Source organism: Luteibacter rhizovicinus DSM 16549, from assembly GCF_001887595.1.
GTDB classification, from domain to species: Bacteria; Pseudomonadota; Gammaproteobacteria; order Xanthomonadales; family Rhodanobacteraceae; genus Luteibacter; species Luteibacter rhizovicinus.
On record NZ_CP017480.1, the window covers coordinates 4,667,332 to 4,686,840 of the forward strand.

Annotated in this window: 18 protein-coding genes; 2 read left to right on the forward strand and 16 right to left on the reverse strand. The window is 64.4% G+C overall.

What is annotated here, in order from left to right:
- Window positions 1-19 precede the first annotated feature (19 nt).
- The 12 genes from BJI69_RS21325 to BJI69_RS21380 all read right to left on the reverse strand — a co-directional run bounded on the left by BJI69_RS21325 (window position 20) and on the right by BJI69_RS21380 (window position 13,581).
- On the reverse strand, window positions 20-433 hold the full coding sequence (locus tag BJI69_RS21325) for a GtrA family protein (protein WP_046969097.1): 414 nt from the start codon (window positions 431-433) through the stop codon (window positions 20-22).
- Window positions 430-1,443 (reverse strand): S-methyl-5-thioribose-1-phosphate isomerase, encoded by a 1,014-nt coding sequence (gene mtnA / locus BJI69_RS21330; protein ID WP_046969119.1) that lies wholly within the window; start codon window positions 1,441-1,443, stop codon window positions 430-432. Before mtnA ends, BJI69_RS21325 begins: the two co-directional genes overlap by 4 nt.
- Before the next feature lie 107 nt (window positions 1,444-1,550).
- On the reverse strand, window positions 1,551-2,060 hold the full coding sequence (locus BJI69_RS21335) for a DUF2165 family protein (RefSeq protein WP_046981280.1): 510 nt from the start codon (window positions 2,058-2,060) through the stop codon (window positions 1,551-1,553).
- 29 nt (window positions 2,061-2,089) lie between these two features.
- Window positions 2,090-3,157, reverse strand: a complete 1,068-nt coding sequence (locus tag BJI69_RS21340; protein ID WP_046981279.1) for a class III poly(R)-hydroxyalkanoic acid synthase subunit PhaC — start codon at window positions 3,155-3,157, stop codon at window positions 2,090-2,092.
- Window positions 3,154-3,810: a poly(R)-hydroxyalkanoic acid synthase subunit PhaE gene (locus BJI69_RS21345; protein WP_071925058.1), complete on the reverse strand. Its 657-nt coding sequence runs from the start codon at window positions 3,808-3,810 to the stop codon at window positions 3,154-3,156. Before BJI69_RS21345 ends, BJI69_RS21340 begins: the two co-directional genes overlap by 4 nt.
- Window positions 3,811-4,351: 541 nt before the next feature.
- Window positions 4,352-6,457, reverse strand: coding sequence for a polyribonucleotide nucleotidyltransferase (gene pnp / locus BJI69_RS21350; RefSeq protein WP_071925059.1), 2,106 nt, complete (start codon window positions 6,455-6,457; stop codon window positions 4,352-4,354).
- Window positions 6,458-6,482: 25 nt separating this feature from the next.
- Window positions 6,483-6,749, reverse strand: a complete 267-nt coding sequence (gene rpsO / locus BJI69_RS21355) for a 30S ribosomal protein S15 (protein WP_046981277.1) — start codon at window positions 6,747-6,749, stop codon at window positions 6,483-6,485.
- A gap of 140 nt (window positions 6,750-6,889) precedes the next feature.
- A complete protein-coding gene (gene truB, locus BJI69_RS21360) occupies window positions 6,890-7,807 on the reverse strand; it encodes a tRNA pseudouridine(55) synthase TruB (RefSeq protein ID WP_071925060.1) in 918 nt (305 codons plus the stop codon).
- A gap of 126 nt (window positions 7,808-7,933) precedes the next feature.
- Entirely contained in the window at window positions 7,934-8,317 is a 384-nt protein-coding gene (gene rbfA, locus BJI69_RS21365) for a 30S ribosome-binding factor RbfA (protein ID WP_071925061.1), read from the reverse strand.
- A gap of 76 nt (window positions 8,318-8,393) precedes the next feature.
- A complete protein-coding gene (gene infB / locus BJI69_RS21370) occupies window positions 8,394-11,342 on the reverse strand; it encodes a translation initiation factor IF-2 (protein WP_071925062.1) in 2,949 nt (982 codons plus the stop codon).
- A 133-nt stretch (window positions 11,343-11,475) separates the two neighbouring features.
- Window positions 11,476-12,990: a transcription termination factor NusA gene (gene nusA, locus BJI69_RS21375; protein ID WP_046979111.1), complete on the reverse strand. Its 1,515-nt coding sequence runs from the start codon at window positions 12,988-12,990 to the stop codon at window positions 11,476-11,478.
- A gap of 45 nt (window positions 12,991-13,035) precedes the next feature.
- Window positions 13,036-13,581 (reverse strand): ribosome maturation factor RimP, encoded by a 546-nt coding sequence (locus BJI69_RS21380; protein WP_046979115.1) that lies wholly within the window; start codon window positions 13,579-13,581, stop codon window positions 13,036-13,038.
- A gap of 336 nt (window positions 13,582-13,917) precedes the next feature.
- Between BJI69_RS21380 and BJI69_RS21385 the strand changes: the two genes are divergently transcribed.
- A complete protein-coding gene (locus tag BJI69_RS21385; protein ID WP_046979110.1) occupies window positions 13,918-15,069 on the forward strand; it encodes a GGDEF domain-containing protein in 1,152 nt (383 codons plus the stop codon).
- 127 nt (window positions 15,070-15,196) lie between these two features.
- Here BJI69_RS21385 and BJI69_RS21390 read toward each other — a convergent pair whose 3' ends face one another.
- Together BJI69_RS21390 and BJI69_RS21395 are read right to left on the reverse strand one after the other, a co-directional pair.
- A complete protein-coding gene (locus tag BJI69_RS21390) occupies window positions 15,197-15,619 on the reverse strand; it encodes a GFA family protein (protein ID WP_046979109.1) in 423 nt (140 codons plus the stop codon).
- A 48-nt stretch (window positions 15,620-15,667) separates the two neighbouring features.
- Complete coding sequence (locus tag BJI69_RS21395; RefSeq protein ID WP_125903155.1) at window positions 15,668-17,098, reverse strand: S41 family peptidase; 1,431 nt, start codon at window positions 17,096-17,098, stop codon at window positions 15,668-15,670.
- Window positions 17,099-17,220: 122 nt separating this feature from the next.
- On the opposite strand from BJI69_RS21395, the gene BJI69_RS21400 reads away from it, so the two are divergent.
- Window positions 17,221-17,850 (forward strand): GIY-YIG nuclease family protein, encoded by a 630-nt coding sequence (locus BJI69_RS21400; RefSeq protein ID WP_046979107.1) that lies wholly within the window; start codon window positions 17,221-17,223, stop codon window positions 17,848-17,850.
- 3 nt (window positions 17,851-17,853) lie between these two features.
- Here the strand turns inward: BJI69_RS21400 and BJI69_RS21405 are convergent, their stop codons facing one another.
- Window positions 17,854-18,852 (reverse strand): GlxA family transcriptional regulator, encoded by a 999-nt coding sequence (locus BJI69_RS21405; protein ID WP_046979106.1) that lies wholly within the window; start codon window positions 18,850-18,852, stop codon window positions 17,854-17,856.
- Window positions 18,852-19,415, reverse strand: coding sequence for an isochorismatase family protein (locus tag BJI69_RS21410; protein WP_046979105.1), 564 nt, complete (start codon window positions 19,413-19,415; stop codon window positions 18,852-18,854). Before BJI69_RS21410 ends, BJI69_RS21405 begins: the two co-directional genes overlap by 1 nt.
- Between the last annotated feature and the right edge of the window lie 94 nt (window positions 19,416-19,509).

A 19,509-nucleotide genomic window follows, 5' to 3' on the forward strand; every position in this document is an offset into this window, starting at 1 on the left:
GACGTTCTAAATCAATGACTTACGCAGGTGTTTTGGCGGCGCCGAAAAGGAGTGTCCTGGCGAACACGAAATTCGCCACGGAGCCCGCCACCGACCCCGCGGCCACGGCGACCGCAGGCCACTCACGCAGCGCGGGAAACAGCTGGAAAGCGAGTACGTAGACGCCGTTGTTGATCAAGGCGCCGACCGCCATCAAGCCCATCCAGCGGATCCATTCGGCGCCCTGACTTCGACCCGAATCGCGCTGTGCGAAGGTGTGGTTGCGGTTCCACCACCAGGTGACGGTCGCCGCGCTGAGGAACGATACGACGCGCGCGGTGTATACGCTCCACCCGGCCAGGCCGACCAGGCCCTGGGCGATACCGGCGTCCACGATGAAACCCAGCAGCCCCCCCACCGCGAAAAGCGCGACTTCGCGGCGGAGCGGACTCACGGAAACAGGATCCGCATCTGATCTTCGTCCGGTTTGAGGATGACGCCGCGCTCGGTGACGATGGCATCGATCAAGTCGGCCGGGGTCACGTCGAACACCGGGTTCCAGGCATCGGCGCCTTCGATCACCGTGCGCGTGCCACCGATGGAAAGCAGTTCGGTCGCGTCCCGCAATTCGATCTCGATATCCGCGCCAGTGGCCGTCGCCATATCGACGGTCGTCGACGGCGCAACCACCATGAACTTCACGCCGTGATGGCGGGCAGCGATCGCGAGCTGGTAGGTGCCGATCTTGTTGGCGGTGTCGCCGTTGGCGGCAATGCGATCGGCGCCGACGATCACCCACTTCACCTTGCCATCCTTCATCAGGTGCGAGGCAGCGGAATCGGCGATCAGCTTGGCGGGAATCCCGTCGCGCACAAGCTCCCACATGGTGAGGCGCGCACCCTGCTGCCAGGGACGCGTCTCGCCGGCGTAGACCTGCTCGATGTTGCCCATCGCGACACCGGCACGAATCACGCCCAGGGCGGTGCCATAGCCGGCAGTGGCCAGTGAACCGGTATTGCAGTGGGTGAGCACGTGCGAGCCGGCTTCGATCAGCGAAGCGCCGAGTTCGCCCATGTGACGGTTGGCGGCGAGGTCTTCGTCCTGGATGGCCTGCGCTTCGGTCTCCAGCGCAGCGGCATCGGCACCGGCGACGACACCCCGGTTCATGCGGTCCAGCGCCCACATGAGATTCACCGCGGTGGGCCGCGCCGCGCGCAGCGTCGCCATCGCGGTGACGAGGTCTTCACCCTTCTGCGCGGCGAGCACCACGCCCCACGCGGCGGCGATGCCGATGGCTGGAGCACCGCGCACAGCGAGGTCACGAATAGCGCGGGTGACGTCGTTCGAGTTCACGCAATCGAACCAGATTTCTTCCGCCGGCAGGCGGCGCTGGTCCAGCAGGCGAAGTCGATCGCCCTGCCACTGCACGGCGCGAATGGAGTCGTGGGAGTCGTTCGTAGTCATGCGGCCATTATCGCATCCAGCCGCGCTACCGCGCGAATCGCCGCTGAAGCGGCTCCCACACAAGACCCGCGCAGGCCTTGGCTCGCGCGCCCCCTGTGGGAGCCGCTTCAGCGGCGATGCTCTCCGCCCAACTCGCCGTCGGTCTGGTTGACAAAAACCAGCACCCCGATGATCGCCATATAAAACCGGAATGCCCCTTCCTGCCCGTTCCAGACCTTCGACTGCCACATGGCGAACCATTCACCGCCCACCACCATGAAGCCGAAGAACCAGACGACGAAGCCCAGGGCGCAACCCGCGACAGTCCATCGTTTGGCCGCCTGGAAACCCGCTGCCGACTGCCGCCGCGCACGCCACAGGACAGCGCTTCCGATAAGCAGCAACAGACCCGTGGCCGCCTCCCCGGCAATGATCAGCAGGTAACCCGCATGCCAGATCCATGGCCGGGTGATCGCGCGATCCCGCAACGCGTTATCCGGAAAGGTCGTATCCATCGACAGGACATGGCGAACGAAGGCGAAATTCGAGCCGTAGTCGACGAGATTGTCGTACGCCACCACCAGCGCAAAAGCGGCCAGCGTGAGTGAAAGGAGGATCTTGGCCAGGCGTGCTGTCATCGTGAAAGGCCTTCCTTGCGTGACGAGGTCTAGCGCTTCGCCAACCACTCGTGGATCGCCGGAGGCACCTGAGCCTGGGCCCTCCCCGAGACATAAATACCGATATGACCACCCTTGAAGGCGAGCGCGGTGTAGTCCTTGCTGCCGATCACACCGGCCATCGGCGTGGACGCTGCCGGCGGCACGAGATGATCCTGCTCGGCGTAGATGTTGAGCACGGGATGCGTGATCTTCTTCAGATCGATGACCTTGCCACCGATGCGCGCCTCGCCCTTGATCAGCTGATTCTTCTGGAAGAAATCGCGGGCGAATTCGCGGAAGGCTTCGCCTGCCTGGTCCGGCGAATCGAAGATCCATTTCTCCATGCGCAGGAAGTTCTCGACCTCTTTCGGGTTGTCGAGGATATCGACAAGTCCAACGTACTTCTGCTGGTTCAGGCGCACCGGCTTCAGCGTGAGATACGCGAAGTTCATGACATCCGCCGGAACGTTTCCATAGGTGTCGACGAACAGGTCGATGTCGATGTTGCGTGCCCAGTGCGACAGCATGTTGTCCGGCGTATGGAAGTCTACCGGCGTGACCATGGTCACCAGGTTGCGCACCTTTTCCGGATGCAGCGTGGCATAGCAGAGCGAAAAAACGCCGCCCTGGCAAATGCCGAGCAGGTTCAGCGATTCCACGGCGTGGCGCTGGCGAATCACGTCGATACAGCGATCGAGGTAGCCGTCGATGTAATCCTCGAGGGTGAGCCAGCGGTCGGCGCCATCGGGATACCCCCAGTCGATGAGGTATACATCCTCGCCCTGGGCGAGCAGGTTGCGCACCATCGAGCGATCTTCCTGAAGATCGACCATCCACGGCGTATTGACCAGTGCGTAGCAGATCAACAACGGCGTCTTTGCGGTCGGCTTCTTCGAACCCTTGAAGTGCCAGAGCGTGAGCTTGTCTTCGGTGTACACCGCCTCGCGCGGTGTCGTACCGAGCTCGATCGGCCCCATATGCTTGAGCGTTTCCATCCCGGCTTCAAGCTTGCGACGGAACGCTTCGACTTCCGCACGCGCCGCCTCGGGATCGAACGAAAACGGATGACCGTTCATCGCGTACGACCCTTCGTTGCAGGCTTTGCAGTCTTTGCAGAAGTCTTCACCGTGGGCTTCGCAGGCACCTTCCCGGAAGCCCGCTTCACTGTGGGAGCCGCTTCAGCGGCGATAGGCGCCGCAGCACCTCTCAACGCAGCCACTTCCGCACGAAGTGCTTCCACTTCAGCCACCAGACCGTGCATCTGCCGCAACTCGCGCCGCATCGCCTGCAACCGCTCACCCAGGCTGTCCACTTCGGTGCGCGTCGGCATGCCGGCCTGTTTCGTCACGCGCTCGACCTGCTTCTGCTGCAGCACCTTCAAGCGCATCTGCGCATTGACGAGGGACGCGTACACCTCGCGAAATTCGTCGGACAGCGCGGCCTGACCGTAGTTTTCCTCGGCGAGATTAACCCAACGGTCGTAAACCGAACGCATCGACTCCGCGTCCGTCGGCGCAGGCTGCTCGCGAAGCGCCGCGCCGGCGCGATCGTTCACACCCTGCAACAGGGCCTGAAAACGCGCGTAATGCTCGGCGTAATCGATCCAGGCACGGAACAGCGCCTGTTGTTCTTCCTGCTGCTCGCGCGTGAGCCCGAACGCTGGCATCGACAGTGTTTCGCGCGCCACGCGTGCCCACTCGTCGAACTGTTCGGTGCCCGGCTGCGGCATCTCGGCACCGGGCGGCGGACCATAGCCAAAAGGCGCCGCGCCCGGCGGGGACCATAACCGAACGGCGCCGCACCGGGCGGAAAGGCGCCGGGGGGGCCGTAGGGTGAGTTACCCGCGACACCCGAGCCGCCAAAGGGAGGCACACCGCCCATGGCGAACGGAGCCGCGCCAGGCTCGCCGACGGCCATGGAGCGCATCCAGTCGCCATAGCCACTCAGGCCGTTGAACATCCGCCCCATGATGTCGGCGGACGGGGCCGCCGCCGTCTGACTGGCTGGATCGAACTGGCGCGACCAGGTTTCCAGCCCCGCGCGCACGAAGGCCTGGTACTGATCGATGAAATCGTTGGGCTTATCGGACATGGGGTAATCGTACCGCGTGGAGGGTCTCAGGAAACTGTCTGCTGCCAAGCCGCCCTGTTGGCTTTTCGCCGATGAATCGGCTCCCACATGTCTCAATCGCCGATGAATCGGCTGCTACAAAACGAAGAAGCCCGGCGTCGCTAGACGCCGGGCTTCCTGAAGAACAGCTACGACTGGACTCAGCCCGTGACGTTCTCGTCTTCAGTGACGGCCTTCATCGACAGGCGGATACGGCCCTGCTTGTCGACTTCGAGGACCTTGACCTTGACGATGTCGCCTTCCTTGAGCTTGTCGGAGACCTTCTCGACGCGCTCGCTGGAGATCTGCGAGACGTGAACGAGACCGTCCTTGCCCGGCATGATCGTGACGAAAGCGCCGAAGTCCATCAGCTTGGCGACCTTGCCCTCGTAGATGCGGCCCGGCTCGACGTCCGAAACGATCTGCTCGATGCGCTTGCGCGCGGCTTCGGCGGCTTCGCGATTGACCGACGCGATGACCACGTTGCCGTCATCGGTGATGTCGATCGTGGTACCGGTCTCTTCGGTGATCGAACGGATGGTCGCGCCACCCTTGCCGATCACTTCGCGGATCTTGTCCGGGTGGATCTTGATCGTGAGCAGGCGCGGTGCGAACTCGCTCATTTCCGAGCGGGCTTCGGTGATGCACTTGGCCATCTCGCCGAGGATGTGCAGGCGACCACGCTTGGCCTGGGCCAGCGCCGAACGCATGATCTCTTCGGTGATGCCGTCGACCTTGATGTCCATCTGCAGCGCGGACACGCCATCGGCGGTACCGGCTACCTTGAAGTCCATGTCGCCGAGGTGATCTTCGTCACCGAGGATGTCGGAGAGGACGACGAAGTCGTTACCTTCCTTCACCAGGCCCATGGCGATACCGGCAACAGCCGACTTCAGCGGGACGCCCGCGTCCATCATGGCCAGCGACGAACCGCAGACCGACGCCATCGACGACGAACCGTTCGACTCGGTGATTTCCGAGACGACGCGGATCACGTACGGGAACTCTTCGATCGTCGGCTTGACAGCCTGCACGCCACGCTTGGCGAGGCGGCCGTGACCGATTTCGCGACGCTTCGGGCTACCGACGCGACCGGTTTCACCGACCGAGAACGGAGGGAAGTTGTAATGGAAGAGGAACGTATCCTTCCACTCGCCTTCCGGCGCGTCGATGAGCTGCGAGTCACGGGTGGTGCCGAGGGTGGCAACGACCAGGGCCTGCGTTTCACCGCGGGTGAAGAGCGCCGAACCGTGCGTGCGCGGCAGGACGCCGACGCGCACCGAGATCGGGCGAACGTCGTCGAGCTGACGACCGTCGATGCGGACCTTCGTGCTGAGCACGCCGTCGCGCAGGGTGCGGTACTCGACTTCGCCAAACGCGTTGCCGATGTCGGCATCGGTCCAGCCGTTGGCTTCGGCATCGGCGGCGATAGCCGTCTTCACGTCGCTCTTGAGCGCGCTGACGACGTCACGACGGGCCAGCTTGTCGCGGATCTGGAAGGCTTCGGTGAAGCGGTTGCCGACAGCGGACTTGACCGCGTCGTACAGCGCCGTCTTGGCGACCGGAGCTTCCCACTTGAACGTCTTGACGCCGGCTTCGGCGACGAAGGCGTTGATCGTGTCGATCGCGAGCTGCATCTGCTGGTGACCGAAGACCACCGCGCCGAGCATGACGTCTTCGCTGAGGAGCTTGGCTTCCGACTCGACCATCATCACCGCGCTGGAGGTACCGGCCACGACGAGGTCGAGGTCCGAGGTCTTCAGCTGGGCAGCGGTCGGGTTGAGGATGTACTGGCCACCGGCGTAACCGACGCGAGCTGCACCGATCGGGCCCTTGAAGGGCACACCGGCGAGACGCATCGCAGCGGAAGCGCCGATCAGCGCCGGGATGTCACCGTCGACTTCCGGGTTCAGCGACACGACCTGCGCGATGACCTGGATTTCGTTGCGGAACTCTTCCGGGAACAGCGGACGAAGCGGACGATCGATCAGGCGCGAGGTAAGCGTTTCCTTCTCGGTCGGACGGCCTTCGCGCTTGAAGAAGCCACCCGGGATACGACCCGCGGAGTAGAACTTCTCCATGTAGTCGACCGTGAGCGGGAAGAAGTCCTGGCCATCGCGCGCCTTGGGGGCAGCGACGACAGTGACCAGAACGACAGTGCCGCCCATGCTGACCATGACTGCACCGGAGGCCTGGCGGGCAATTTCGCCCGTCTCCAGTGTGACTTCGTGACTACCGTACTGGAATGACTTGGTTACTTTCGCCACCGTGTTCTCCTCGTCCTGGTTCGTTTTAGCGGCGCAGGCCGAGGCGTTCGATCAGGGTCTGATAGCGACCCAGGTCGTTTGCCTTCAGATAGGAAAGCAGCTTCTTGCGCTGGTTGACCATCTTCAGCAGGCCGCGACGCGAGTGGTGGTCCTGCTTGTGAGCCTGGAAATGGTCCTGCAGCTGCAGGATGTTGGCGGACAGCAGGGCGACCTGGACTTCGGTCGAGCCCGTGTCGTTTTCCTTGCGGCCGAAATCCTTGATGATCTGACCGGTCTGTTCGGGAGTAAGCATTGAATCGATTCCTTAAAAGCGGGTGCGAAGCTTGCGCAACCTCAGCGGACCGCTGAAGTTGCGCAAGCTTCGCATTGTGTTGAAAGCTATGAAATGAGCACTCTATTGTAACGTCGTGCGCGTACCGGCAACAAGCCCGGTCAAGCGGTCGGGAGGTTGAGACCCCGAAGCACGCGGAGCAGCCCGTCGTCGGCGATTTCCCCGAGCGCCATGAGACGCCCGTCCACCCCCCACACCGCGCATCGCCCCGGTTCAGCGCCCTGCCCCAGCGGCACCGGCTGGCCGAAGCCGAAAATACGCGTCTGCTCCGGGTCCAGTTCCACCCGGGGGATATGTGTCAGGCCGGCGTCCACCGGCATCACGAACGCTTCGAGCTGGTCCGGACCGATCTCCGCGGCATCGCGCAATTCGTCCAGGGTGACCATGGGCGGCGCCATGAACGGCTCGACCCAGAGCCGGCGCAAGCCGGTCAGGTGGGCACCACAGCCGAGATGGGCGCCGAAATCCACGGCAAGACTGCGCACATACGTACCGGACCCGCATTCCACGAGCAAACGGACGGTATCGCCTTCACGCCCGATGACCTCGAGCCGGTAGACGTCGACCTCGCGCGCCGGGACGTCCACGACCTCTCCCCGCCGGGCACGCACGTAAAGCGGTACGCCGTCCTGCTTGATCGCCGAGTAGGCCGGGGGGATCTGCACTATAAGCCCGCGCAATGGCGCCAGCGCCGCCTCGATCGTCGCGTCGTCCAGCACGGGAACCGGACGCGTCTCCACCACCTCGCCTTCGAGGTCGGCGGTCGTCGTCGTCATGCCCAGGCGCACCTCGGCCTCATAGGCCTTGCGCGAGCCGAGCAACCAGCCGGCCAGCTTGGTCGCCTCGCCGAAGCACAGCGGCAAGAGTCCGGTGGCGAGCGGATCCAGGCTACCGGTATGCCCGCCCTTGGCCGCGCCCACGAGACGTCGCGCCGTCTGCAGGGCCTGGTTGGAACTCAGGCCGAGCGGCTTGTCGAGCAGGAGGATGCCGTGGATATCACGGAAGGTTCGGCGGGTCATGGCAGAGGGGAAGTCACGGAGATGTGGAACGGGGCCATGTGGGAGCCGGCTATGCCGGCGATAGCGCATTCGGCGAAACCGCTCCGTTGGCTTTTCGCCGCTGAAGCGGCTCCCACATGACCTATGTCAGTCTTCTTTCGGCTCGTCGGCCGGATCGGCCGGAGGAACCGGATTTTCACGCAGCAGGCGCTCGATCCGTTCGCCGGTATCGACGGACTCGTCGTACTTGAACTTCAGCTGGGGCACCTTGCGCAGGATCATGGACTTCGACAGGGCATGACGAAACTCGGGAGCGAGCTCCTTCAGCGCCTTCATTACCACCGGCGATTCTTCCGGCTTGAGCGCAGTGACCCATACGGTGGCCCAATCGAGGTCACGGGTTACTTCCACATCCGACACGCTGGCCGAAGGCAGCGCGTAGTCGCGCACGGCGGCATGCAGCAGTTCGCTGATTTCGCGGCGAAGCTGGGCGGACACGCGATCGGTACGCTTGAAATCACGGGACGGCATATCCGCCTCCAGTTTTTGAGAGGTGCATAAACGAATAAAGCCTCCCCGGCGAACCGGGGAGGCGAGCTGACGCGGGTTACAGCGTGCGAGGCACTTCGATACGCTCGAAGCACTCGATCTGGTCGCCGACCTTGACGTCGTTGTACTGCTTGACGGCGATACCGCATTCCATGCCGTTACGGACCTCGTCGACGAGTTCCTTGAAGCGGCGCAGCGACTCGAGTTCGCCCTGGAAGACGACGACGTTGTCGCGCAGGACGCGGATCGGCTTGCTGCGCTTGACGTTGCCTTCGATGACCATGCAGCCCGCGACCGCGCCGAACTTCGACGAACGGAACACGTCACGCACCTGGGCGACACCGATGATCTCTTCGCGGATCTCCATGCCCAGCAGGCCGGTAGCCGCCTGGGTGACCTGGTCGATGACGTCGTAGATGATCGAGAAGTAACGGACATCGAGGCCGTTGGTATCGATCACCTTGCGTGCCGACGCGTCGGCACGGACGTTGAAGCCGATGATCAGCGCCTTGGAGGCCGTGGCCAGCGTGGCTTCGGACTCGGTGATGCCACCGACGCCGGAGGAGATCACGTTCACCTTGACCAGGTCGTTGCCGATCTGGGTGAGCGAATCGCGCAGTGCTTCGACCGAGCCCTGCACATCCGCCTTGACGAGGATGTTGAGGGTCTGCTGGCCTTGGCCCTGGCCCATCTGGGCCATGATGTCTTCCAGACGGTTCGACTTGCTGACCAGGCGGGTTTCGCGACGCTTGAGCAAACGCTCGGCCGCCACTTCGCGGGCCAGGCGCTCGTCCTTCACGGCGACGAAATCGTCACCCGATTCCGGTACGCCGGACAGACCCAGCACCTGCACCGGAATCGACGGACCGGCTTCATTGACCTGCTTGCCGGTTTCGTCGACGAGCGCACGCATGCGGCCGTATTCGACACCGCAGACGACGAAGTCGCCCTTCTTCAGCGTGCCCTGCTGGACCAGCACCGTAGCCACCGGACCGCGACCGCGGTCGAGGCTGGATTCGATCACGACACCCGAAGCGCGGCCATCGGCCACGGCCTTGAGCTCCATGACTTCGGCCTGGGCCGAGATCGCATCGAGAAGCGCGTCGACGCCATCACCCGTCTTCGCCGAGAGCGGCACGAACGGCGTGTCGCCACCCCACTCTTCGGGAATGACTTCGAGAAGGCCGAGGCCCTGCTTGACGTTGTCCGGGTTGGCACCGGCCTTGTCCATCTTGTTCAGCGCGACGATCAGCGGCACCTTGGCGGCGCGCGCATGCTTAACGGCTTCGATCGTCTGCGGCATGACGCCATCGTCGGCGGCCACCACGAGGACCACGATATCCGTGGACTGCGCACCGCGGGCACGCATCGACGTAAACGCCGCATGGCCCGGGGTGTCGAGGAAGGTGATGACGCCGCGGCTGGTTTCGACGTGGTACGCGCCGATGTGCTGCGTGATGCCACCGGCTTCGCCCGAGGCGACCTTGGTGCGACGGATGTAATCCAGCAGCGAGGTCTTGCCATGGTCGACGTGACCCATGATCGTGACCACCGGCGGACGCGTGACCTTTTCGCCTTCGAGCTCGGCGGTCTGCGTCTGCGTCTGCAGCGCGGCTTCCGCATCGTTCTCGGTGGCGCGAACCGGGTTGTGGCCGAGTTCTTCGATAACCAGCGCCGCCGTGTCGTGATCGATCGTCTGGTTGATGGTCGCCATGACGCCCATCTTGAACAGCGCCTTGACGACTTCGGCACCCTTCACGGCCATCTTCTGGGCGAGATCGGTGACGAGGTTGTTGTCGCCGATCACGACGTCACGAACCACCGCAGCGGTCGGACGCGTGAAGCCATGCGGACCACCGGACGACGCACCGCCACGCGGGGCCTCGGCGCGACCGCGGACCTTGCCGCCGCCACGACGATTGGCATTGGAGCGACGCGCGCGGTCGGCATCGGACAGGTGCATTTCGCCACCGCCAAAACGCTTGCCGCCGGAGTCGCGGTCGTTGCCACGGCCGGGGCCGCCGCTGTTACCGCCGCCACCACCACCGCCACCATGCTTCGGACGCGCGTTACCGCGCGAATCGTTGGCAGCGGCAACGGAACCCGGTGCCGGACGCGGCGCCGGTGAAGGCGCGGCCGCACGCGGTGCGGGTGCGGCCGCGGGTGCCGGAGCTGCCGCGACCGGTGCGGGCGCAGGCGCCGGTGCCGGAGCGGGAGCAGGCTTGGGAATCACGCGCTCGCGCTTACGCGGCTCATGAATGGTCGGCATGATCATGCCGAGCTTGCGCGTATCGAGCTTACCGGTCTGGTGGGTCACGCCATTTTCGTCAGTGAACGTGGTCACCGGAGCGGGCGGCGCGACCGGAGCGGCAGCGGGCGTCGGCGCGGGCTTCGCATCGGCGGATGCCGGCGACGACTGGGCCGCTGCCTGTGCTGCTTCGGCACGCGCACGTTCGGCGGCCTGCTCGGCCTCCGCGCGACGACGTGCCTCGGCGGCCGCCTCTTCCTGACGGCGTGCCTCGGCTTCGGCGGCGTGACGGGCCTCTTCGGCCTGGCGACGCTCGGCTTCCTCGCGGCGCTGTGCCTCGTCGCTCTCACGCTGGGCGTGCGACTCGGCGAGCTTGCGCGCGGCGTCCTCACGTTCCGGATCGTGCGAGGCGTCGTCGGCAATCGTGCTGCGCTTGACGTAGGTACGCTTGGTGCGAACTTCGACGTTGACCGTCTTTGCCGCGCCAGCGCCACGCCCCGTGCCGGAGCTGACCTTCAGCTCACCGACCGTGCGGCGCTTGAGGGTGATCTGGCGAGGCGCCGTCTCATCCGTTTCGGGAGCGGCGTCGTTCTTGCCGTGCGTGCGACGCAGGAATCCGAGCAGCTTCACCTTTTCGGTGCTGCTGATGACCTGCTCCGCATCGGAGAATTTCATGCCGGCTTCGCCAAGCTGTCCAAGCAGCTTGTCGACCGGGAGGCCCAATTGATGGGCGAGTTGTTTGATTGTGACGTCCGACATCGTTCTTTATTCTCCGCCGTTCCCGCGCGTAACCTTACGTGCCGACGATGACCCGTACGGCTGCCTCCATCCTTGGCGGGAGACCTCATGGCCTCCCTCGAGGCGTCCGTCCAGGACGCTTCCGGTCTCGCGCTTAGCCACCCTTTTCCAGGCGGGCGATCATCGGAGCACGCGCAGCCATGATCAGCTGCGAAGCGCGTTCCTCTGTCATGCCATCGATATCGATGAGTTCGTCGACGGCAAGGTCACCCAGGTCGTCCAGCGTCTTCACACCACGATCCGCCAGCGCGAAGGCGGTCGCATCGTCCATGCCGTCCAGACCGAGCAGTTCCTCGGAAGGCGGGTTTTCTTCCACACCTTCCTCGGCAGCCAGTGCCTCGGTCAGCAGGGCGTCGCGGGCGCGAGCACGGAGTTCCTCGACGATATCCTCGTCGAAGCCTTCCACGTTGAGCAGCTCGGCGCTCGGCACGTAAGCAATTTCTTCGATCGACGAGAAGCCTTCCTGCACCAGGATGCCGGCGATCTCTTCGTCCACTTCAAGCTTGTCCTGGAACAGCTGCAGGGCGGCGGCCTGTTCGGCCTCGCTCTTGGCCGTGACCTGGTCCTGCGTCATCACGTTGAGCTGCCAGCCGGTGAGCTTGCTGGCGAGACGCACGTTCTGGCCACCGCGACCGATCGCCTGGGACAGCTTGTCCTCGGCAACGGCGATGTCCATGGAGTGCTTCTCTTCGTCCATGATGATGGACTGGACTTCGGCCGGCGCCATCGCATTGATGACGTACTGCGCCTGGTTCTCGTGCCACAGGATGATGTCGACGCGCTCGCCGTTGAGCTCGTTCGACACGGCCTGCACGCGCGAACCGCGCATGCCGATGCACGCGCCGATGGGATCGGTGCGGCTATCGTGTGCGACGACGGCGATCTTGGCGCGGTCACCCGGATCACGGGCACAGCCCTTGATCTCGACCAGGCCCTGGCCGACTTCCGGCACTTCGAGCTTGAACAGTTCGATCATGAATTCCGGCGCGCTGCGCGAAACGAACAGCTGCGGGCCACGGACTTCCGACTTCACTTCGTACAGGTAACCGCGAACGCGGTCGCCGACGCGGGCCGATTCACGGGGAATCGTCTTGTCGCGCGGGATGAAGGCTTCGGCATTGCTGCCGAGGTCCAGGTAAACATTGCCGCGCTCGACGCGCTTGACGATACCGGTGACGAGTTCGCCCACGCGATCGACGAAGGCGTCGACCACCTGCTGACGCTCGGCTTCGCGAACGCGCTGCACGATGACCTGCTTCGCAGCCTGCGCGGCGATACGGCCGAACTCGGCGTTCTCGACCTGGTGCTCGATGGCACCGCCGATCTCGGCCACTTCGCCTTCACCGGCTTCGTCTTCGGCATCCATCAGACGGATCTGGTAGGACGGATCCTCCATCTCGACGTCGTCGGCGACGATCTCCCAGCGACGGAAGGTCTCGTAATCACCCGTGTTGCGATCGATCTCGACACGGATGTCCGGATCCTCATCGGGGTAGCGCTTCTTGGCGGCCGAGGCCAGCGCCGCTTCCATGGCGTCAAAAATGACTTCGCGCGGTACGCCCTTTTCGTTGGCGACCGCGTCGACTACCAGCAAAAGTTCTTTGCTCATTGCCGCTACTCCCGTAAGGATGCCCCGCGGCACCCCGTCGTTTCGTTATTTGGGTTTCTTTCCGCCCGGCGTGGGCTTGGGCTTCGGCGCGTAGCCGAGAGCCACCCAGTCGGGAACCACGCGGGCGCTTTCGACGTCCGCATGCTCGAATTCGAATCGGCCAGCCTCGCCCTCGACCACAATGTGCTCGCCATTGATTTCAATGACGTTGCCTTTGAGGCGCCGACGACCCTCGATCGGGGCCTTCAGCAGCACTTTGACTTCCTGGCCGCTCACGCGAGCGAACTGCTCCGCCGTGAACAGGGGGCGGTCGATGCCGGGAGAGGAGACTTCTAATACATAGTTGCCAGGGATCGGATCTTCAACGTCCAGATAGGCGGAGAACTCGCGGCTCGCGGCCTCGCAATCCTCCACCGTCACTTCGACCGGCAGCTCCGCCGCTTCGCGACGCTCGCGTTCGGCGCCGAGCACGTCCAGGTAGACGCGCAGCGTTTGTTGCCCGTCGGACGGGGCGAAATCCATACCCAGCACTTCGAGGCCGAGTTCAGCCACGATGTCTGAAAAGCGTTGTGTAAGTGCGTTGGTATCCACGTTACCTGCGGTTTTTCCATTCGCCAGAAACAAAAAAAGGGCGCGAGCGGCCCATTCCATTACGTCGCCGATGTATCCGACACTTTCCTCCAGCGCCCGCCGCGATGCCCTGACGGCGCTCACAGTGTGTCGCAGGGCGCCTCCGTGCGCCCAACAAAAAAGCCTCACGAGGAGGCTTTCTTGTAAAAAGAAAGTTCCTGAAGCGCCCACTGGGTCAGGCCTAAACCGGGGCCCAACGGCGCTTAAGATTCACCAAGTCTATCGTATTTTAATGTCTTCGTGCAAGGTCGACGGTCCCGCCCTAGAATGGCCCCAGGGGCGAAACCGGGGGACAGGATGGATGGTACGGCGAATCTCGACGTCCACACGTTAGGCATCATCGGCCTGGCCGTGGGCGCGACCATTGCGTTGAGTTTCACCCTGCTCAGTATGGTGCTGCGCGGGATGCTCGCCCTGCACATCTGGGCTGGCGCGTTCTGGCTACTCACCCTGGCCGGCCTGGCCGAGGGCTACGACGAAAATGGCAGCTTTCTCTCGGCTATCGTCGGGAGCGTACTGATAGCCGCCGCCAATGGCGCCATGCTCGGCGGCATCGCCATCCACATCAAGTACCCCCTGCGCTGGCGCTGGCCGGCCATGCTGATCGCGCTGTTCCTCGCGATCCAGGTCGCGTTCTTCATCGCGCCCCCGCCCCAGGCGGTCGAGGCGACGGTCTTCGGCGTGAAGAGCATCATCTGGGATGTCTGGATGATCTGGCTCCTATTGTTCCGGGCACCGCGCGAATTGAAGACGGGCTGTGCGTTCACTGCGCTGGTCTTCGTCATCGACACCTTCTTCTATCTGGCGCGGGCGGCGATCTCATTGCACCCTGAGATGGCCTCGCACGCCATGCTTGCGTCGATCCTGACCACGTCCAACTACCTGTTCGGCATCCTCTGCACGTTCCTGCTGAGCACCGGCTTCACCCTGATGCTGGCCCAGCGCCTGGTGCACGACCTGCGCTGCGCCGCCGAAATCGACGGGCTCACCGGCCTGCTCAACCGCACCGCCGTCGTACGCGAGTCCAACCGTCGTCTCGCGACCACACGGGGCCGCACCAACTCCGCCCTGCTCTTCGACCTGGACAACTTCAAGGCGGTGAACGACTCCTGGGGCCACGCCGGTGGCGACGCCGTGCTCAAGCACTTCGCCGAGACCGTCCGCGCCAGCGGCATCCCGGAACACGCCCTGTTCTCCCGTTACGGCGGCGAGGAATTCCTGCTACTTCTGCCCGGCGCCTCGCCGAACACCGCCAGCAGCCTGGCGGAGAGCCTGCGCACCCGGATCGAAAGCGCCCCGGCACCCTATTCGGGCGAATGGATCGCCTTCACCACCAGCGTCGGCGTCTGCAGCTCGACCGACCCCGAGGTCCACGTACTCATCCAGGCCGCGGACGAAGCGCTCTATCGGGCGAAGAACGCCGGACGGAATCGGGTCGAAGTGGCTTAAGCGTGAGGCCGCGCGGGGACGGATGGCTTTCAGGGCATCGCCGATCGCGCGCTCCGCGCATTCCAGTTCGTAGTTCTGCTGCAGATGCCCTCCCCTCGCGTAGGGGGCCATGGGAAAGCGATGCTGGTTAACCGAGGAAACGAACATCGCCGATCCAGTTCGCCTCACGACGGGCCAGCCGTTCAGATTCCTCTTCGCCGTCGAAATTCACATCGCCGATCACCAGTCGCGACGCGTCGAAGTCGTCGAACGAGTTGACGTTGACGACGGCATACAGCCTTCCGTCGATACGGCTCGTCGAGCAGGCGACCACACCGCATACCTTGCACACATGGAAGTCGGCGGTCTTCGTTCCGAAGGCATACGCCTCAACCAGCGACGCATCCTTGCGATGAACCGTCAGTCCGGCGGCGGCATTCGCCGTCCACCTCGCACCATGCTTCACGCAGAAGGTGCATGAGCAGGCCCGGGCGGCGATCGTCTCCGATGCGACCGGCCAGACCAACTCGAATGAAAGGTTGCCGCAGTGACAGCTACCGTGGATCAGCATGTATCGCTCCCGGGTGATCGAGTCGAAAACGGAGCCGAGGATACGCTCCTAACGGGAGGCATTGCTCGCGCCCGCCGGGCACGTGCGTCGAAGCCATGTCGAAGCCGTCGTCTCGGCCACCGCATCCTCGGCAGCTTCGTCGGGCTCCAAGACACCGCCGTAGCGATGACCGTCGCGATCCCGGTCGATCGTCGTCATGAGAAGGATCTCGCTGCCGTCCGGCAACGGAAACGCCGAATTACCGCTCGACAATCCGGCCGTTTCCGCGCCGAACGATCGGGTGTTCGGTCGTCCCCGGAAGGCCACCGCGACCGCCTCGCCCGAGCTGGCCGTGTGCGGGCCCGTCAAGACCGCGACCGGCACGGCGGACTGATCCACGGTCGTCGTGCCGATGACCGGAAACGGGATGACGTGTCCATTGGCCTGCTCAAACGAGGCTGCCGGTGACGCCCCGAGCAACGGCCGCAACCCGGCCAACATGGGACGCATGTTGCCGCCACTGTCCCCACGAAGATCCACGACCCATCCACAACGCGGCGAAAGCTCCACGATGGCTTTCGACATCGTCGCGGCGAAGTTTGCCGACAGGGTCGGGTCCGTACCCATGAAACCCGGCATGGCGATGTAGCCAAGATCGTCACCGCGCCGTTCGACCGTGGCAGCGCCCGGGGGCTGGCCGCTGTGCCGATAGGCCGTCGCCCTGTCCGCATCCATCCAGAAGCTGTGGTGGTCGTTCAACGATGCGAGCAACACCTTGATTGCCGCGTGCACATCGGAGAGCCTTCCCGCCGTGCCTGCGCGCGCCCTCACCTGAGGCTCGATGCTGGACCAGTCGATATCCCGTGCGTGGTACGCGTTCTTACGAATAGTGTCGATCGCGGCATCCAGGGTCGGCTCGGCAAGCGACGAGGACGGCTCTTCGCCCAGATCCTGGAAGATGAGCCGATCGGCCGTAACCTCGCCATGCTTCTCCAGGAGCACGCCGAAGGCGATGCGATCCACATCGTCCGGCACATCGATCTCGACCTGCCGATGCGCGGGGCCGGCACGGTCGTTGACCAGATCCTTCTCCGAGTTCATAAAGGCACGGGATTTTCCCGCGGCATCCGCACGTAGCCAGATCGCGGCACCGTCGATGGAACCGTGTGTTGTCAGGTCGGCAGACAGGCGAAGGCGATGGTGATGCAGCGACGTCCCGTCGACATTCGCCGTGGCCGAGCCAAAGGGCTTTTCCTCGCCATCCTTAGTGGTCAGGCGCACCGTCGCGCCTGCCGCATCACGTGCGTTACCCGTGACCTGGACCGCGTAGGCAGCCCAGGGAAAGGCCTTGAAGGTTGGGACATCCGTCGAAGCGGTCTGCGCTTCAACGATCCCTGCCCCGGTAGCCGTCACCGCAACAACCATCAGGCACCCAGCGGCGAACTCGCGAGAACGCGCCAGCCAGCCGCACTCTTCTCCATCACGTGTACGTCCGTGCACAGGCACTCCACCGGTCCATGGATAGGGAGCCGATCATGCAACGATGCCACGACGGTGTCACGGCCCCTGCGCACATTTCGCGCCGCAGATAAATGCGGTCGCCAAGGCGCCATACTTGGCCGATGGAAGACGATGCTCCCTACCCCCGCTTCGCCTCGCGTGGCAAGGCGTATGTCTATGTGCTGCCGTGCCGCGACGAGGACCTTTTGAAGGTCGGCTTCTCGCGTGATCCGTTCACGCGATTCAGCACCCTGCATCGCCGCTTCTACGACTTCTTCGATCTCGAACGCGGGCTGCTTCTCGACGCCGAGCTCGTGGTCCACGCGCGGCGCATCGAGCGACGGCTGATCGAGACGTTTTCCGAGCAGCGGGCCATGGCACCGCTCGTCGTGCCGGTATCGGCGGCTGGCCATACGGAATGGTATCGGGGCGTTCATGCGGAGGTCGCCGCCCTGCTCGATGACGTCGCCAGCGCGGAGGGTCTGACCCTGGACCGAAGCCTCGTTCCCTGGCTGCGCGGTTACCTGAACGAACGCGCCGATCGCCTCCACGACTGGTCCGCACGCATCGTCGACACGCTCGATTGGGCTGCGCACAACGCGCCGGACGATCGCGGTGCCGAACGCCTGCGCCGGGCGCTTATCGATACGCTGGACATGTTCATCGCCGCCGGGGTGAGCGTGGAACCGTTGCTTCCCGATCGCGTGGTCGAGTGGTACGCGAATGGCGCACACCGGCGCCTCTTCGACTGACGATCAGGCGAGCGCGTCGCGCGACCGGCTCGGCGGTTCGGCGTGCAAGCGCCCCCAGGCCCTTCGCAACTGGCGAGCGGAGCCAAAACCCGAGCGCTCGGCGACGGCCTCCATGTCGAGTCGCGAGCCGGCGAGCAGTTCACTGGCAAGGGCGACCCGCATGCGGTTCACGTAGTCGGTGACACTCATGCCGGCGTGTTCATTGAACAGGCGCGACAGGTGGCGCGGACTGGTGGCCGCTTCGCGCGCCAGCGCCGGCACCGTCCAGTCGCGCGCCGGATCGCCGGCGACTGCATCCTGTGCGCGATGGATCGACGGGTGCATGTGGTTGCGCCCTTCCAGCCAGGGCGAAAGCTGCGGATCGCCTCCCGCCCGGCGCAGGTACACAACAAGAAACCGAGCGACCGCCAGGGCACATCCCGGCCCCACTTCACCCGCAACGACATGCAACATGAGATCGATGCCAGCAGTGATACCGGCACTCGTCATCCGCTCGCCGTCCACCACGTAAAGCCGGTTCTCGCGCACTTGGGCAGCGGGCGCGTCGTGGGCGAGTTCAGCGACGCAACCGTGGTGCGTCGTGCATTCGAAGCCGTCGAGCAGACCCGCTCTTCCCGCCAGCAAGGCACCGGAGCAGATCGTCGCGAGCCGGATGCCCGGTCGAACCACACGGCCAAGCCAGGCGACGATCGCGGCCTCGTACTGATCGTTCTGCGCCGCTGTGGTCACCGGCTCGCCCAATGGTACGTCGGCATGCCCTGGGACCACGAGCATGGCGCCGTCCGGCAAACGCGCGGGCAAAGGCGCGATGCCCGTCACCGCCAATCCGATCGAACTGCCGAGCTTGCGCGCCGGCCCGACGAAGCGGACATCGAAACGCACGTCCTCCTGCTCGAGGTTGGCCTTGCGCAGCACCTCGATCGGTCCCGCCACGTCGAGCAGCAGCACGCGCGGCGGCAGCACGACGAAGACGGGAATGACACGAGGTGCGGCGCGTTTCATCAGGCGGCCTTGCGAAGCGCCCCGGCGAGCGCCTCCTCGACCGTGGCGATACGCGCGAAGCGATCTTCCAGCACCAGCTCGGTGCGTGCACGAATCTCGGCAGCGCTCCACTCGCGACCGGTGCGATCCGTCATGGGGAAGGTCAGTGTCGCCTCGCCCACGTAATCGACCTCATAACCGAGGTCCGAGGCATGCCGGGTGGTCGTTTCGCAGCACTGTTCCGTACGGATACCCGACACGATGACGCGACGGATGCCGTGCTCAACCAGCCATACATCGAGTCCGGAGCCGACCAGGGCGCTGTGCCGCTGCTTGCGGAAGGTGACCGCGGGCTCGATGTGCAAAGGCGCCAGGGTCGTCACGAAACCCGACGCCTCGGAGAACGGACCGCTCGCCTCCACATGGAAGATACGAACCACGGAAATGCCGGCCTTTCTCGCGCCATCGATGAGCGCTTGCTGGCGATCGATATACGTGGCCACGTCCTCGTCCCGCCAGTAAGGGCGCTGGCGAAAGGATTCCTGGGCATCGATGACGATCAGGGCGGTGTCGGAAACAGTCATGGCGAGCATCCTCTTGGGGGAATGGATCGCATTTTCCGCTTACCGTTGCAAGAGGGAGAGGTCCAGGCGGGACCATTGCCGGACAATTCACGCC